This window comes from Nocardia wallacei (assembly GCF_014466955.1).
Taxonomy (GTDB): Bacteria; Actinomycetota; Actinomycetes; order Mycobacteriales; family Mycobacteriaceae; genus Nocardia; species Nocardia wallacei.
Map to the genome: position 1 here is coordinate 3819225 of NZ_AP023396.1, position 14529 is coordinate 3833753.

Here is a 14529-nt window from a genome sequence, read left to right on the forward strand (position 1 = left end):
GCGGGCCTAAGCGTGCGGCATGCTGGGCACCATGTTGGAGACCTCCGCGCGGCTGCTGCGGCTGCTGTCGCTGCTGCAGGAACATCGGAGCCGGTCCGGGGCGGAGCTGGCCGAGCAACTCGGGGTCGGCGTCCGTACCGTGCGGCGCGACATCGAGCGGCTGCGGGAACTCGGCTATCCGGTGCACGCCGAACGCGGCACCGCGGGTTATCGGCTCGGCGCGGGGTCGGCGCTACCGCCGTTGCTGCTCGATGACGAGGAGGCGCTGGCTGTCGTGGTCGGGCTGCGGACGGTGGCCGGCGGGACGGTCGCGGGGATCGAGCAGGCGTCGCTGCGGTCGCTGGCCAAACTGGAGCAACTGCTGCCGTCGCGGTTGCGGCATCGGCTCGCCGCGCTGCAGCGGTCCGTCGTGCGGGTGGCCGGGGCCGCGCCGCGGGTCGATCCCGAGGTGTTGATCGCGCTGTCGGAGGCGTGTGACCGGCACGAGCGGCTTCGCTTCGACTACGCCGATCACGAAGGGCGACAATCGGTTCGGGACACCGAGCCGGTCGCGGTGGTCAACTTCAGCAGGCACTGGTACCTGGTCGCGTGGGACGTCGGGCGGAGCGACTGGCGTTCGTTCCGGATCGACCGGCTGCGGCCCAAGATCCCGACCGGGCCGCGATTCACGCCGCGGGAGCCGCCCGGCGGCGATGTCGTCACCTATCTGGCCGGGCGGCTGTCGGCCGAGGCGTGGGCCTGGCGGGCGACGGTCGTCCTGCATCGGTCGGCCGACGAACTCGCCGACCGGATCTGGCCGGGTATGGGTCTGCTCGAGGCTGTGGACGACACGTCCTGCCTGCTGCATCTCGGCGCCGATACACCATGGTCGCTGACGTGGATGATCACCTCGCTGGATGTCGACTTCACCGTCACCGGGCCGCCCGAACTCGCCGAAGCCGTTCGCGCGCTGGGCGATCGCTGCCGAGCCGCCGTGCCCGACTGACAGTTACGTTGGCAGGCAACGGGATTCGGGAAGGGTGTGCCCCGGGACCGCCGTGTCTCCTACGATGCAGTCGACAGCGGGACGACAGGGGTGAGCCGGATGACCGAGAGTTTCACGGGTGTGGACCAGTCGAAACCGAGCATCGCTCGCGTGTACGACTACCTGCTCGGCGGTCGCGACAATTACGAGGTCGACCGCAAGATCGGCGACTACTTCATCAACGATCTGCCCGGCTCGGTGGCGATCGCCTACGCCAACCGGCAGGCTCTCATCCGGGCCGTGGGCGACATGGCGCGCGACGGCATCCGGCAGTTCGTCGATATGGGCAGCGGGCTGCCCACCGCCGACAATGTGCACCAGGTGGCGCAGGACCACGCGCCCGACGCGCGGGTCGCCTACATCGACAACGACCCCATCGTACTGGCGCACGGGAGGGCGCTGCTCGAGACCGACGACAACACCACGGTGATCCAGGCCGACCTGCGCGAGCCCGAGAAGATCCGGCAGCACCCCGACGTGCGGCGGTTGATCGATTTCGATCAGCCGGTCGGTGTCGTCTTCAGCGCGATCCTGCACCACCTCAACGACGACGAGGACCCGCGCGAGCTGGTGCAGTGGTGGGTGGATCGGGTGCCGTCGGGCAGCGAGGTCTACATCTCGCACTTCCGGTCGGGCAACAACGAGGAGACCCAGGTCGCCGAGAGCAAACTGCAGGAGACCTTCGGCCGCGGCCGGTGGCGCACCGACGACGAGATCCTCGCCCTGTTCGGCGACGACTTGGAGGTCCTCGAGCCCGGCTTGACCTTCTGCGCCCGGTGGCGCCCCGCCGCGCCCGCCGCGGGCGTCGAAACGATCGGCGTCACCGAACGCGAGCTGACCATCTGGGAGCACCTGATCTCCTGCGCCCTCGCCCGCAAGAAGTAGCCTGAACCCCACGATCACCGGTGCGCACACCATCATCCACGCCCGATCACGATCCGTGGCGCAGTGCCGGGATGTCTGTGTCCCCGTGGCTGATGTCGACCGGATGTACACGGCGGGTAGCCGCGCCGACGGCAGTCGCTGGTCGTGACGGCGCGGTGCCAGCTTTCGCCGGCGGCGACTCGCTGACACCCAGGATCGCGGACTGGGTTTAGGCTCCCGGCATGAGCATGGCCCACACCGAGGAAAGCCGACCGGGGCGCCGACGTCTGCGGTCGCGGTTTCGCAGGCATCTTCTGCTCCTCTGCACCGTCGTGGCCTGCCTTGGGATACTCGTCCCGGCGAGCAAACCGGCCGGCACCGAGCTGATGTCGTTGTCTCCGTCGCAAGTCCTCGGGGCGGCATTCGTGGTGATCGTGGTGTGGACCGTTGCAATCACGTACCTGATCCTGGCAGTCCGATCCCGGCGGCTTCGAGTACCTGAACTCGGCTCCCTGGCTGCTCCCGTGCTGATAATCGCGCTCACGGCCATTTCATGGCGCGCAGATCTGCCGATGACGCTGCGCTGGCAGCTCTCGGCGCATGCCTTCGAAGACGTGGCACAGCAGGTGAATGCCGGGGCCGATCCACGGACATTCGAAGGTGATCGCCTCGGCCTGTATCGCATTCGCGGTGTCGAACGCCTCGACGACGGCATCTACTTCCGAACCGGACCTATGGGGTCCTATTGCTCGATGGGAAGTGGCTTCGCCGATCTTTCCGGCCACCAGCCCGAGACAAGCGCATCCCATCACCTCAGCGGCAACTGGTATTGGTTCTGTTTCACCAGCGCGAGCGTTGCAGCGCACGACCACGCCCTCGGCGAGGTGTACTAGCCGTCAGCCGCTGCGGGGCGCGTACATGATGACCGCAACCCCGACAAGGCAGATCAGCGCGCCGATGACGTCCCAGCGGTCGGGTCGGAACCCGTCCAGCGCCATCCCCCACAGCAGCGATCCGGCCACGAACACTCCGCCGTAGGCGGCCAGGATGCGCCCGAAATGCGCATCCGGCTGCAGAGTGGCGACGAAACCGTAGAGGCCCAGGGCGACGACACCGGTGCCGATCCAGGCCCACCCCTTGTGTTCGCGCACGCCCTGCCACACCAGCCAGGCCCCGCCGATCTCGGCGACAGCGGCAATCGCGAACAGCAGGATCGAACGCACGACGGTCACGAGCGCAGATCCCGAATGTCGGATCCGGCAGCACCGGTCGACGCCACCTTGGCGGTGGCCGCAGACATGTCGAAAGGGACAGGGCAGCAATCCGATTCGCTGCACACCAGCAGATCCTCGCACCCGGCCGCCAGCGCCGCAGCGAGGGTATCGCGGACCGCGCTGAGCTCGGCGAGCTTGGCGTCGACCTCGGCCAGCTTGACCCTCGCCCGCGCCCGCAGGCCATCCGCACGCCGCCGCGACCCGACCCGAGTGCCTTCGAGCAGGGCGGCGACCTCGTCGAGGCTGAACCCGAGCCGTTGGGCGGCCTTGATCACCCGCAGCACCGTCACCGCGTCCTGCGGATACACCCGGTGCCCGCCCAGCGTGCGGTCCGGCTCGGCGAGCAGGCCGCGGCGTTCGTAGTAGCGCAGGGTCTGGGTGTTCACTCCGGCCGCGGCGGCCAGCTCGCCGGTGCGCAAACCGGTCACCGGCCCGCCCCTATAGCAGCCTGGATGCGCGCGGCGAAGGCATCGAGCACCTCGATGTAGGTCGGCGGAACCCCGACACCCATCACCACACCCTCGGCGGTGACGGTGAAGTCGAAGGCGAAGAACGAACAGCAACTGCTCTCACGCCCAGCCAGATCCCGCGCCAGGGTTTCCGCGCCCGGGTCCGCGACCACTTCCAGCCGCGCCGGATCGGGCCTGCGGGTGGCACGCACGGAGGTGGTGAAGAACTGGTCGAACTCGGCGACCCGGTTCGCCTGCTCCACGGTGGGCAGAGTGCACGCCGAAGGCGCCCAGTCACCCTGAGCTGGTGAAATCGTCATGATCCGACGATAAGCCTGTACCCACGTACAGGATGCAACCCCGCATGTCCCACCCGGTGACGGATCTGAACCGTCCTGGATCCGGTGGAGACTCGGGTTCAGGCCACCTCGGCTGAGATGCTCTGTTGATGGTAGAGGTGTTCGTATTCGACCGGCGGCAGGTAGCCGATCGACGAGTGGAGGCGCTGGGTGTTGTACCAGTGCACCCAGGAGGCCGTTTCCCGTTCGAGTTCGGCCCGGCCGGTGAAGGCCGGATGCCGGTCGATCAGCTCGGTCTTGTAGAGCCCGATCGCCGATTCCATCAGGGCATTATCGAGGGCATCCCCAACGCTGCCAATGGATCCGGCGATCTCGGAGTCACGCAGTGTTTCGGTGAAAGCCAGCGATGTGTATTGACTACCGGCGTCGGAGTGATGCACCAAACCTGTTGCAGTGAAACGGAAATCAGTTCTGCGACGGGTGAATAATGCCTGTTCGAGCACCGATGTCACCAAAGGTGTTGTCTTACTGGTCATCACCCGCCATCCGAGGATGCGGCGTGAGTACACGTCGACACAGAACGCGGTGTAGCAGAACCCGGAAACCGTCCAGCAGTAGGTGAAATCGGCGACCCACCACTGATCCGGCCGTGCCGGTTGCGACCAGGCCCGCCCGATCAAATCCGGATACCGTGCAGGCTGGTCGCGGTCTCGTTCGGTGGTGACTGTCGTGCGCCGCCCACGCACGATGCCGTCGAGACCGGCCAGCCGCATCAGGCGCGCAACCTGGTCGCGGCCGAGATCGTGACCGGCGCGGCAGGCCGCGTGCCAGAGCTTGCGCACCCCATAGACGCGCCGGTTGGCCGTCCACAGGTCGAACAACACGCTGGCCGCATGCGCGTCGGACCAGACCGCAGCGCTGATGCCGCGTTTGCGCGCGGCGTAGTAGGTGGACGGGGCGATCTTGACCCCGTGCTCGGTGAGCACGCGGCAGATCGGGTCGACCCCGAACCGGTCCCGGTGAGCGTCGATGTAGTCGACGATCACCGCAGTCGGCGGTCGACCTCCGCCGCCGCGAAAAACGCACTCGCAGTCCGCAAAATATCGTTGGCCCTTCGCAATTCGGCCACCTCGCGGCGCAGCACCTTCAACTCCTCGGACTCCGACACGGTCACCGGAGCCGGAGCAGCAGCCGGTTGCTCGGCCTTCTCGACCCAGTTCCGCAACGTCGCCGGCTTGATATCCAGCAACGCGCCCACATGCCGGCGCGCGGCCGCCATCGACTCACCGTGCTCACGGATCCGGTCCTGGTACATCCTCACCGCTCGCGCACGAGTCTCCTCGTCGAACTTCCGTGGTGCACCCATGACTGACAGTCTCCCTTGCTAAATCGGGAGTCTCCAACCAGTCCAGGACGGTTCAGATCCGCCACCCCAAGTGACGAACTATCGCTTGCCAACCCTGCCGCCGACAGTCCCGAGTTCCGATCCGTAGCTAGCCAATTTGGCTACTTGGGTTAGGCTCGGCGAGTAAGCAAATTTGGCTAGTTAGGAGATCGGATGTCCTCCGTGACGCCCTATGTGATGGTCGATGACGCGCACGTCTTCCGTGAATTCCTGGAGCGGATCTTCGAGGCCGAAGTGCCGACTATGGTCCCGCTGGCCGCAGATCCGAAACGGGTGATTCACGCGGAGGCGCGGATCGGCGCGAACTCGTTGTTCTTCGCCGACTCGGGCCCGGACGGTGGGCGTTGTCTGCCCACCCCCACCGAGCCGGCGCACGTTCAGCTGTGGACCACCGTGCCCGACCCCGAAAGCGCCCACGACCGGGCTGTCAATGCCGGGGCGCGGTCGGCCATGGCGGTCGGGATCCAGGACGACGGCAGCCGGATGGGTGGCTTCGTCGACCCGTTCGGCACACTGTGGTGGGTCACCGCACCCGCCTGAGACCGAATTGGAGGCTCCCCGTGACGGCGATTCGACTGCTCGTACTCGGCGCGATCCGCCGTCGCGGCCGCGCGCACGGCTACCAGGTGCGCGCGGATCTGGAGTCCTGGGGCGCGCACGAATGGGCAAGAGCCACTTCGGGTTCGGTCTATCACGCCCTGAAGTCGCTGACCAAGGACGAGTTGCTGCACGTGCACGACACCACGCCGAGCGAGGCGGGCGGCCCACCTCGCATGGAGTACGAGCTGACGGCGCCCGGCGAACAGGCGTATCGCGAGCTGCTGCACTCCGCCCTCGCCAGCCACGACCCCCGGTTGGACCTGCTGGCCGCGGCCGTCGGGTTCATCGACGACCTGCCCCGCGCCGAAGCCATTGCGTTACTCCGGGATCGCGCACGAGAACTGGGCAAATGGCGTGCCAGCATCACCACCCACCTACCTCCGGACACCGATCTGGAAACCTGGGGCCCGGTCGGCGAGGTCATCGGCCTGTGGCTGGACACCGCCGACAGCCGCGCGTCTTGGACCCGACGCCTGATCCAGCGACTCGAAGGCGGCGCCTTCCGGATGGCCGACGACTAGGGCTTGTATCGAAGTGGTGAGGGCGGGCCGGTTGGCCCGCCCTCACTGGTGTCGTAGCCATTGGTTGATGGCGGCGATGTGGACGGTGGCCAGGTAGCGGACAGCGAGCTTGTCGTATCTCGTGGCGACGGCACGGTGTTGTTTGAGCTGGTTGATGCCCCGTTCGACCGCGTTGCGGTCGCGGTAGATCACGGGGTCGAACGCGGGTGGACGGCCGCCGGTGCGGCCGCGGTTGCGGCGGTGCGCGGCTTGGTCGGCCGGAACGGGAATAGTGACTGCGATGCCGCGGTGCCGCAACCATTCCCGGTTGCTGCGACTGGAATAGGCCTTGTCGGCCAGTACCCGATCCGGTCGTATCCGGGGTCGGCCACCGCCGGGTTTGGGCACGGCGATCGCGTCCAGCACCGCCACCATCTGCGGGTTGTCTCCAGCTTGACCGGGCGTGATCAGCACCGACAGCAGTCGGCAGCCTCGCTCGCAGGCCAGATGCAGCTTGGTCGTCCAGCCGCCCTGGACCGGCCCAGTCCGTGATCGGTCGGCTCGCTTGCGATTCCGCCGGGCGGCTCTGCCTGCCGATCACCGTCTCGGCGTGCTCCAGCCGCGTGCTGATGAGCCCTGGCGATCGTGGAGTCCACACTCACCTGCCACACGATCTGCCCGGCCGCGTCGGCGAATGCCTGTAGCAACTTCAGGATCAATACCCACACTCCGGCCCGTTGCCAACGCCGGAACAATCCGTACACCGCAGGCCACGAACCGTACTCGACCGGAACGTCCCGCCACGGCGCCCCCACTCGCGTGCGCCACCGGATCCCGTCGATGATCTGCCGTCTCGTCCACGTCGGCGGACGTCCAGCCTTCTTCCCGCGAGGCAACAACGGCTCCAGCCGTGCCCACTGGGCATCGGTCAGATCCGCTCGCCCCGTCACCGCTACTGTGGCCACGAGGTCTCCGGCACTATTCAGGTTTGTTTGGTCGCTAACCCGAATACCGGAGACCTCACCTATATGCCAACGCGGGCAACGCCTTCCGCCACTGGCTGGCACCGCGCAGCGGTGCCAGCCAGCACCTACTTCGATACAAGCCCTAGCCGACGCCCTCAGTCCTGTCCGGCTGGAAGGGCAACGGTTCCCCGCCCCCGGGTCCGCCGAGTCGCGACCGACGAGCGGTCGATCATCGAGGTCGCCGCGGAGGTCAGCGGACTCAGGATGGGCTCCCGCCCGAGGCTCGGGCTGTCGGCTGGCCTGGTGCACGTCACCTCCACGCCGACAGTTCGACGTGTCGTGGCTCAACCCGCTAGCAGGTCGACCATTCTTCCTCACTCAGATCGCGGGACGTCGCTTGAACAGTTGAATACTTACCGTCTGTTCCATCCGGGACGGCTTTGAAAATACTGGTATAGATCCGATATTGGGTGGCAGATGGGACAGGGCCCCCGAGGGGGTCAGCGTCCGTATATCGAGTCTCGAAGTATCCTTGATAGATCTTCATGATTTGCGCACGTTCGAGGACGGCAATGGTCCCCGGCTCCACTGTCACCTGAGTGCTTCCGCCAGCGGAGTGTGCGGTCTCGGTCGAGGCTCCGAAAGCCAGGTTCGCATTATTCGGGCCGACGGCCACGCCGAAGGTGTACTCGGTTTTCGTCTCGTCATTCCATGTGATGGTCTGCGCCAAGCTGGCCGCACCGCAATTTTTTGTCGGTGAACTCACCTGCTTGAACGGCACTCTTGGCGTCTCGAGGACCTCACTGACCCCTGAGGACGTGAATGTACAGTTGGCGTTACCGTTCTCGCAATCCGCCAATTTTTCCCACGCGGACGGGTCCGATTCACCATATTCGATGGTCTCAGCAGAGGCTGTCGGCGTCATAGTCGACAGAATCCCGAGGGTGACGATCGAGATCAGGGCCGCTCGCCGTACGCGCCGCCGTACCCTCGCCGGGCAGGGTTTCATGTTCTCCATCCTCCGTGTCTGGCATCGCGCTCCGGGACCGCCTGTAACCATGCTGGAAAGTCTCGCCGTAACAATGGATACTGTCGGTCGGGCAAATCTGCGCTCTGGTCTTCGGTAGAGTTGTGCTACTTGATGTGGGCCGGAAGCCGCCACGGCTGCCCGTGACAGTTCCAAATCCGCAACTGGGTGCCATCAGCAACATCCTCGGCGTCCAGGCACCGACCCGATTGAGGATTGCGCAGCGTGGAACGCGTTGCAGTGCCGCCTTTTTCCCACCGCTGCGCTTCTGCTCCATTGCAGGGCCACAACTGCACTCGAGTGCCGTTCTTCGTGGCACCACCTTCTACGTCGAGGCATTTACCGAAGATTTCCAGCGTGCCGTCCGCGTTAACGGTCCATCGCTGGTTCGCTCCCCCATGGCAAGGCCACAACACCATCGATGTGCCCGCGGCATCCGAGCCCCCGTAAACGTCCATGCACTTGCCGCCGGGCCCGACGACAGGACCGGTCCTAGGGAGGCTCCACTTCTGGTTCGCCCCGTCGTGACATTCCCAAATCTGCAGGCGGGCACCGCTATCGGTGGAGCCGTCCACGATATCCAGGCACTTCCCCGTCTGCACGTTACGCAGTCTCGATCCGTCCGTCCTCCACTGCTGTCTTTTCGTTGCGTTGCAGGTATACAGATGGGTCAGGGTTCCACCCCCGGTTCCGGTGCCGACAAGGCCGAGACATTTGCCGAGAACGGTCAGGGAGCCGTCAGGCTGAACCACCCATTGCTGGTTCACTGCGCCGGTACAGTCTGCCAACACGATGGGCGTACGATCCGCCGAGCCACCCCCGCTCACGGCCATACATTTCCCAGCCGCGCCCACGACAGGGCCGGTAGCCCATGAGTTATCAGCCTGTGCTGACGGGTCGGACAACGCCAGAATCACCACAGGAGCCGCACAGAGCGCCGCGACCAGCTTTTTGAATCGGTTCATTCTCCCACCTCTCCATTGCGCTGACCTGTGCAACCGTGACTGCGGATATCCCTTTGCCGGGCATGAACGAACCCCTGTGAGATACTACCGGCCGCACGCCGCTTTTTCGTGGAAATCGTTGTGCGGCGCTGTCTTTCGCTGACGCGGTGTGCCGCGCCGCCGACGTCGCCACACGAGATTCCCGCCGAACTCAGCGACGGCTGCCGAGTGCGTGGCTCGAGAGGGGCGCCAGCCAGGGGTGGCCGGGGTGGACTCGTGACAGCCAGTCGGATAGGCGGGAGCGCTGGGCTCGGTTCAGGGCGGGGAGGGTGTGGCGGAAGTCGGTTTCGTCCTTGGGGCGCTGGGCTTGAGCCTTGAAGAGAAGGACTACTTCCGGGATGGCGTAGGGGATGCCGTCGGCGGTGCGCAGGATCAGCTCGTCGAAGGGCAGGGTGATCGAGGAGTCACGGCGGCACACCCAGTGATCGTCGCGGTGCGGCTCGCGGAACACATCCAGGTGATACCTCCCGGTCTTCGGTTCACGCAGCCAGGTCTGGTGCTGGTTGTCCGCCTCCTCGGGATACGGCCAGACGTGCCCGTCGCCGACGACATCCCACTCGTATCCGGGAAACGCATCGGCGATTTCGGCGAATCGTCCACGCGGAACACCGATTTCGAGATCGTAGTGCGCACGCCCGAGCCCGCCGACGAACAGATCCAGCGCCCACCCCGCCGCGACATACCAGCACGGCGGAGCACCCGCCAGCCGTTCCGCGACCTCGGCGGGCGTCCAGGCCCGCCAGCGCCGATCACATTCGGCCACGGACAACACGCGTCCGGCCATCTCCCGCAACCTCCTTCACGTCAGATCATCGAACTCCCCGCAGGCGCACCCCTTGATCCACGCGGAGAACTCGGCTCGCGTAAACATCAGTGTCCCAGCATCACGGGCATTGGAGTTGCGAATCAGCACACCACCATCCGGCAAGCTCCCACCTCCACACACGTCTCGTTGTCTGAGAACCGCTTGTCCTTCGCGCGGTGTACCGCATACTCATGACCACGCTGAGACTTGTTCTCGCCATCGCAAGCCTTGGGCTCGTTCTGCAATGGGCTGTGTGCTGGTCCGGATGCTTGGGAGAAGGCGCGGGCATCAGGGCTCGGCGAGGAGCACCGCTCGGGCCGCTCGAACCAGGGTCGCGTTGTCGCGCACCGGGTTTCCGTCGGGGTCGTGCAGGACATCTTCCAGGCCGATGCGGGTGTCGAGACCCAAGCGGGCGGCCAGGTGCAGGACCGGCCAGGCGCTGTTGTTCTCGCCGTGCAGGAGGACGGGGGCGGGGAGTTCGGGGCCCAGTTGGGCGAGCAGGGCTCGGGCGGCGGCCGGCGCGGTGTCGGGGTCGGTGTCGACGACCTCGGCGAGAACGCGCAGGACGTGGGGCGCGTGGGGTGAGCGGCGGAAGCGGTCGGCGCCGTCGGTACCGGAGAACAGGCCCGCCTCGATACCCACGCCCATGTCCAGCAGGGCGGCCGCGACCAGGTCCGCGCCCGGCTCGTGCCAGTTCACCGAGGCGTGGTCGGGCAGCACCGTCCAGCCTCGGACCGCGTCGGCGCGGCGCTGCGGGTCCGGCTCGGCCCAGACGCCGGTGGTGACGCCGACGGGGATGCCCGGCACCGCGGCGCGCACCCGCTCGAGCACGTCGGCGACGATGCTCGCGTGCAACGTGTCTCGGCCGTCGGGACGTTTCGGGTGCAGATGGATGTCCTCGGCCCCGGCGTCGACGGACTCACGGGCCGCGGCGGCAAGTTCCGCCGCCGACAGGGGCAGCCCGGGACACTCCGAACGCCGGCGCGCGCCATTGGGGCAGACCTGCAGCACAGCGCGATCGTAACGCGGTGCCTCGCTGGATTCCCGCTGATCCAGCGCCCCAGCGTGCCGCGAACTCGGCCGGCGCTGGTGGGCCCGATCTCGTTACCCCGCCTCGAACGCCGCAATCGCATAGTCTGCTTCGAGTTACCGTACAGCGAGGGGAGTTCGACGTAATGGGCCAGCCGTTCCCGCCCGGACCACCACCGAACAATCCGCCGGGGCCGGGATGGGGCGCGCCGGCGGGGAATCCGGGGTGGCAGCCGGGTCCGCCGCGGCGTCCCGGCGGCCGGAGCGGCGCCGACGTGCTGGCCGTCGTGTTCCTGCTCCTCACGTCGCTGGTGTACGCGGTGCGGATCATCTGGCTGTCCGCTCATTACGGCGAGTTCCTCTGGGGTAACGCCTCTTTCATCCTGGCCGTCATCGCGGCCATCGCGGCGGCCGTCCTGATCCTCGCCGGTGGCAAGGTACTTCCCGGCCGGGTGCTCGGCGCGGTCGCCGCGGGCATGGTCTTCGCCCCATCCTTCGGCTACATTCTCACCGCTCTGGACCGGAGCACCCGCCGCTTCGGCGGACTGTGGGCCAACGGCGGCTGGCTGACGATCCCCGCCACGCTCACCGCTCTCGTCGCCATCATCGCGCTCATCCTGGCCACGACATCCGGTGACGCACAGCAACGGCCGGCCGCGGGCGGATGGCCGCAGCAGCCACCGAACGCCTGGCCGCAGCCGCCGATGGGCGGACAGCCGCCCGCCGGTTATCCGGCCCAGCATCAGCCGCCTCCCCCACAATGGCCGCAGCAGCAGTAATGAAGGGACGATCATGTATCTGGTGACCGGCGCGACCGGCAATATCGGCGGCGAGTTGGTCGCGGCCCTGGCCGGGGCGGGTGAGCCGGTCCGCGCCCTGGTACGCGATCCGGCGCGCGCCACGCTGCCCGCCGGGGTCGAGGCCGTGGCCGGGGACCTCACCGCACCGGACACGCTCGGCGCGGTGTTCGACGGTGTGCGGGCGGCATTCGTGCTGCCGGGCTATCCGGGAGTCGTTGCGGCAGCGGCGAAGTCGGGGGTGGAGCAGGTGGTGCTGCTGTCGGGCACCTCGGCGGGCACCGGTGATCTCGGCAACGCCGTCACCCGCTACATGGCCGCTTCCGAGGAGGAGGTCACCGATTCCGGACTGGCCTGGACGATCCTGCGTCCGTCGGCGTTCATGTCCAACGCCCTGCGCTGGCTTCCGCAATTGCGGGCCGGAGACGTGGTTCGCGCCCAGTTCCCGACCGTCGCCGTGGCCGCTCTGGACCCGGCCGATCTGGCCGCGGTCGCCGCACGCGCGTTGCTGACCGACCACCATCACGGCGAGATCCTCTGGCCCACCGGGCCCGCGGCACTGCGGCCCGCCGACCAGGTCGCTGTGCTCGGCAGCGTGCTGTCCCGCGAGTTGACCTGCGTCGAACTCAGCAACGAGGAGACCCGGGCCGAAATGCTGCAAACCACGCCGCCCGAGTACGTGGACGCCTTCTTCGATTTCTACGTCGAGGGGGCCATCGACGAATCCATCGTCCGCGACACCGTGGAAAGGGTCACGGGCCGCCCACCCCGCACCTTCACCGAGTGGGCCACCGCGCACGCCGACCTGTTCCGCTGAGCGCGATACCCCTCATCCGCCGCCCGCGGGCAACTCCACCGAAAGCTGGTGGCGGAACAGGTTTCCCGGGTCCCATGCCGCCTTCACCTGCTGCAGCCGTGCGTAGTTCGGGCCGTAGTAGAAGGCGTGCCAGGGCAGGCCGGACGTGTTCCAGCGCGGGTCGGCGAGGTCGGGATCCGGGTAGTTGATGTAGCTACCGCCGTTGCGTTCGTCGGGGACCGGCACGCCGCCCGTGCGGGTGTAGAGGTCGCGATACATGTCCCGCGCCCAGGCGAGCTGCCGGTCATCGTCGGCGGGCAGCCGCCAGGCGGCGTGGATGAGCATCTTCATGAAACAATCGCGCGCCGGCATCGCGGTGGCCTCGGGTGCGACGGCGTTGATCGCGCCGCCGAAGGGCAGGAACTCGAGGACCGATTCGCCGAAGCAGCGCGGATCGGCCATGCGGCGGTAGCAGATTCGCAACTGTTCGGTCGTGTACGGCTGCCGCAGGTACGCGGCCTTGATCTTGACGCGCGGCGGTTCCGGCGCCTTGGCGTAGTAGGACCTCTCGACCGTCTCCGGGTAGCTCGCGACGGTGGCCGGTTGCAGGATCGGTCGGGGTTGGACGCCGTCGCCGACGACCGCGACGAATTCCGCCAGCCGCGCATACGCGTCCGGGGCGTCCGCGTTCATCAGGACGAGTATCTCGGTGTGCGCGGCGGGTAGCGGGTGCACGCTCAGCGGCGCGTAGAGATCCGCGAACCGGTTGCCCGGACCACGGTGGCGCGCATGGAAATCCAGGTAGTTGCCGAGGAACCGGACGAACGAGTCCTCGGTGGTGGCCGGGAGCACCAGCCGCGCGGTCGTCATGGCCGCGGGCGGCCGCGGAAGTGCCCGTTCCGGCTCCTCGCCGCCGTCCGGAGACCGCAGCAGGAATCGAGTGACCACGCCGTAATTGCCGCCGCCACCGCCGGTGTGCGCCCACCACAGTTCCGGATGTGGGCCGTCCCGGGTCGCTACCACCGGCCGGACCGTGCCGTCCGCCGTCACCGTGACGACCTCCACGCCGTACAGGTGATCGGCGACCAGGCCCAGTCGCCGCGACAGTGGGCCGTATCCGCCGCCGCTGATGTGCCCGCCCGCGCCGACGCCCTTGCAGATGCCCGCGGGCACGGTGACGCCCCACCGCGCGAGGGCCGAATACACCGCGCCCAGTTCCGCTCCCGCGCCGATGGAGTAGGCGCGGTGCCCTGCGTCCCAGCGGATCTCGGTCATTGGGCTCAGATCGATCAGCCCCTGTGTCGCGGGGTCGTCGACGAAGCCGTCGAAGCAGTGCCCGCCGGACCGGACCGCGATCCGCAGGCCGCCGTGCAGGCACCGCGCCACCGCGTCGGCGACCTGATCGGTCGTTTCCGGTACGTAGATCCGGTCGGGTCGCGCGACGAAACGCCGGTTGTATCCGCGCCGGGTCAGCGCGGCGTATTCGGACTCCCCCGGCAGCACTACGCGAGGTTCCGACGCACGCGCTGCCGGTGCTCCGGCGAGCGCGGCGACACCACCGACTGCGACACCACCGACGAACCGACGACGCGACAACGACATTCAACGCCCCCTTCGCGCGACAACCATCCGGCAACGACCTCCGGCAGACGTGCGCCCGACCACCGCTCCCTCACCGCGACTGCCGCGCC

Annotated in this window: 17 protein-coding genes and 1 other annotated feature; of the genes, 7 read left to right on the top strand and 10 right to left on the bottom strand. The window is 67.5% G+C overall.

Annotated elements, in window-relative coordinates; genetic code table 11:
• Nucleotides 1-31 precede the first annotated feature (31 nt).
• From NWFMUON74_RS16980 to NWFMUON74_RS16990, 3 genes are all read left to right on the top strand, one after another.
• Complete coding sequence (locus NWFMUON74_RS16980) at nucleotides 32-985, top strand: helix-turn-helix transcriptional regulator (protein WP_187688735.1); 954 nt, start codon at nucleotides 32-34, stop codon at nucleotides 983-985.
• 99 nt (nucleotides 986-1084) lie between these two features.
• Nucleotides 1085-1909 (top strand): SAM-dependent methyltransferase, encoded by an 825-nt coding sequence (locus NWFMUON74_RS16985; RefSeq protein WP_187688736.1) that lies wholly within the window; start codon nucleotides 1085-1087, stop codon nucleotides 1907-1909.
• A gap of 221 nt (nucleotides 1910-2130) precedes the next feature.
• Nucleotides 2131-2781, top strand: a complete 651-nt coding sequence (locus NWFMUON74_RS16990; protein ID WP_187688737.1) for a hypothetical protein — start codon at nucleotides 2131-2133, stop codon at nucleotides 2779-2781.
• Nucleotides 2782-2784: 3 nt separating this feature from the next.
• Here the strand turns inward: NWFMUON74_RS16990 and NWFMUON74_RS16995 are convergent, their stop codons facing one another.
• The 4 genes from NWFMUON74_RS16995 to NWFMUON74_RS17010 form a co-directional block, all read right to left on the bottom strand.
• Entirely contained in the window at nucleotides 2785-3120 is a 336-nt protein-coding gene (locus tag NWFMUON74_RS16995; protein WP_187688738.1) for a YnfA family protein, read from the bottom strand.
• Complete coding sequence (locus NWFMUON74_RS17000) at nucleotides 3117-3590, bottom strand: MerR family transcriptional regulator (RefSeq protein WP_187688739.1); 474 nt, start codon at nucleotides 3588-3590, stop codon at nucleotides 3117-3119. The genes NWFMUON74_RS16995 and NWFMUON74_RS17000 overlap by 4 nt, the downstream gene beginning before the upstream one ends.
• The gene (locus tag NWFMUON74_RS17005) at nucleotides 3587-3931 is read right to left on the bottom strand and encodes a hypothetical protein (RefSeq protein WP_187688740.1); all 345 of its coding nucleotides are present in this window, start codon (nucleotides 3929-3931) and stop codon (nucleotides 3587-3589) included. The genes NWFMUON74_RS17000 and NWFMUON74_RS17005 overlap by 4 nt, the downstream gene beginning before the upstream one ends.
• 98 nt (nucleotides 3932-4029) lie before the next feature.
• Nucleotides 4030-5276 (bottom strand): IS3 family transposase gene (locus tag NWFMUON74_RS17010; protein ID WP_425300524.1). Its coding sequence is split into 2 segments (ribosomal slippage): nucleotides 4030-4982 and nucleotides 4982-5276, totalling 1248 coding nucleotides; the frame shifts between segments, so codons are not numbered across the junction.
• Nucleotides 4864-4995 (bottom strand) — a sequence feature (AL1L pseudoknot). (Overlaps the previous gene by 132 nt.)
• Before the next feature lie 192 nt (nucleotides 5277-5468).
• Between NWFMUON74_RS17010 and NWFMUON74_RS17015 the strand changes: the two genes are divergently transcribed.
• Nucleotides 5469-5855 (top strand): VOC family protein, encoded by a 387-nt coding sequence (locus NWFMUON74_RS17015; protein WP_187688741.1) that lies wholly within the window; start codon nucleotides 5469-5471, stop codon nucleotides 5853-5855.
• A gap of 20 nt (nucleotides 5856-5875) precedes the next feature.
• Nucleotides 5876-6436 (top strand): PadR family transcriptional regulator, encoded by a 561-nt coding sequence (locus NWFMUON74_RS17020; protein ID WP_187688742.1) that lies wholly within the window; start codon nucleotides 5876-5878, stop codon nucleotides 6434-6436.
• Between the two features lie 42 nt (nucleotides 6437-6478).
• Here the strand turns inward: NWFMUON74_RS17020 and NWFMUON74_RS17025 are convergent.
• From NWFMUON74_RS17025 to NWFMUON74_RS17050, 5 genes are all read right to left on the bottom strand, one after another.
• A protein-coding gene (locus NWFMUON74_RS17025) for an IS5 family transposase (protein WP_232110795.1) occupies nucleotides 6479-7380 on the bottom strand; the annotation gives its coding sequence in 2 pieces (ribosomal slippage) (nucleotides 6479-6948 and nucleotides 6948-7380; 903 coding nt in all).
• 352 nt (nucleotides 7381-7732) lie between these two features.
• Complete coding sequence (locus NWFMUON74_RS17030; protein ID WP_187688743.1) at nucleotides 7733-8305, bottom strand: hypothetical protein; 573 nt, start codon at nucleotides 8303-8305, stop codon at nucleotides 7733-7735.
• A gap of 209 nt (nucleotides 8306-8514) precedes the next feature.
• Nucleotides 8515-9372 (bottom strand): ricin-type beta-trefoil lectin domain protein, encoded by an 858-nt coding sequence (locus tag NWFMUON74_RS17035; protein WP_187688744.1) that lies wholly within the window; start codon nucleotides 9370-9372, stop codon nucleotides 8515-8517.
• 190 nt (nucleotides 9373-9562) lie between these two features.
• Nucleotides 9563-10195, bottom strand: a complete 633-nt coding sequence (locus NWFMUON74_RS17040; RefSeq protein WP_187688745.1) for a hypothetical protein — start codon at nucleotides 10193-10195, stop codon at nucleotides 9563-9565.
• 309 nt (nucleotides 10196-10504) lie between these two features.
• Nucleotides 10505-11227, bottom strand: coding sequence for a 3-keto-5-aminohexanoate cleavage protein (locus NWFMUON74_RS17050; RefSeq protein ID WP_187688747.1), 723 nt, complete (start codon nucleotides 11225-11227; stop codon nucleotides 10505-10507).
• A 164-nt stretch (nucleotides 11228-11391) separates the two neighbouring features.
• On the opposite strand from NWFMUON74_RS17050, the gene NWFMUON74_RS17055 reads away from it, so the two are divergent.
• Complete coding sequence (locus tag NWFMUON74_RS17055; protein ID WP_187688748.1) at nucleotides 11392-12024, top strand: hypothetical protein; 633 nt, start codon at nucleotides 11392-11394, stop codon at nucleotides 12022-12024.
• A gap of 13 nt (nucleotides 12025-12037) precedes the next feature.
• Nucleotides 12038-12859, top strand: coding sequence for an NAD(P)H-binding protein (locus NWFMUON74_RS17060; protein WP_187688749.1), 822 nt, complete (start codon nucleotides 12038-12040; stop codon nucleotides 12857-12859).
• Between the two features lie 12 nt (nucleotides 12860-12871).
• Here the strand turns inward: NWFMUON74_RS17060 and NWFMUON74_RS17065 are convergent, their stop codons facing one another.
• Nucleotides 12872-14440, bottom strand: a complete 1569-nt coding sequence (locus NWFMUON74_RS17065) for an FAD-binding oxidoreductase (protein ID WP_187688750.1) — start codon at nucleotides 14438-14440, stop codon at nucleotides 12872-12874.
• Between the last annotated feature and the right edge of the window lie 89 nt (nucleotides 14441-14529).

Coding starts and splice junctions, on each gene's coding strand:
- NWFMUON74_RS16980 (WP_187688735.1), top strand. CDS start 32: ATGTTGGAGACCTCCGCGCGGCTGCTGCGGCTGCTGTCGCTGCTGCAG.
- NWFMUON74_RS17065 (WP_187688750.1), bottom strand. CDS start 14,440: ATGTCGTTGTCGCGTCGTCGGTTCGTCGGTGGTGTCGCAGTCGGTGGT.
- NWFMUON74_RS16985 (WP_187688736.1), top strand. CDS start 1,085: ATGACCGAGAGTTTCACGGGTGTGGACCAGTCGAAACCGAGCATCGCT.
- NWFMUON74_RS16990 (WP_187688737.1), top strand. CDS start 2,131: ATGAGCATGGCCCACACCGAGGAAAGCCGACCGGGGCGCCGACGTCTG.
- NWFMUON74_RS17030 (WP_187688743.1), bottom strand. CDS start 8,305: ATGACGCCGACAGCCTCTGCTGAGACCATCGAATATGGTGAATCGGAC.
- NWFMUON74_RS17040 (WP_187688745.1), bottom strand. CDS start 10,195: ATGGCCGGACGCGTGTTGTCCGTGGCCGAATGTGATCGGCGCTGGCGG.
- NWFMUON74_RS17005 (WP_187688740.1), bottom strand. CDS start 3,931: ATGACGATTTCACCAGCTCAGGGTGACTGGGCGCCTTCGGCGTGCACT.
- NWFMUON74_RS17060 (WP_187688749.1), top strand. CDS start 12,038: ATGTATCTGGTGACCGGCGCGACCGGCAATATCGGCGGCGAGTTGGTC.
- NWFMUON74_RS17015 (WP_187688741.1), top strand. CDS start 5,469: ATGTCCTCCGTGACGCCCTATGTGATGGTCGATGACGCGCACGTCTTC.
- NWFMUON74_RS17055 (WP_187688748.1), top strand. CDS start 11,392: ATGGGCCAGCCGTTCCCGCCCGGACCACCACCGAACAATCCGCCGGGG.
- NWFMUON74_RS17035 (WP_187688744.1), bottom strand. CDS start 9,372: ATGAACCGATTCAAAAAGCTGGTCGCGGCGCTCTGTGCGGCTCCTGTG.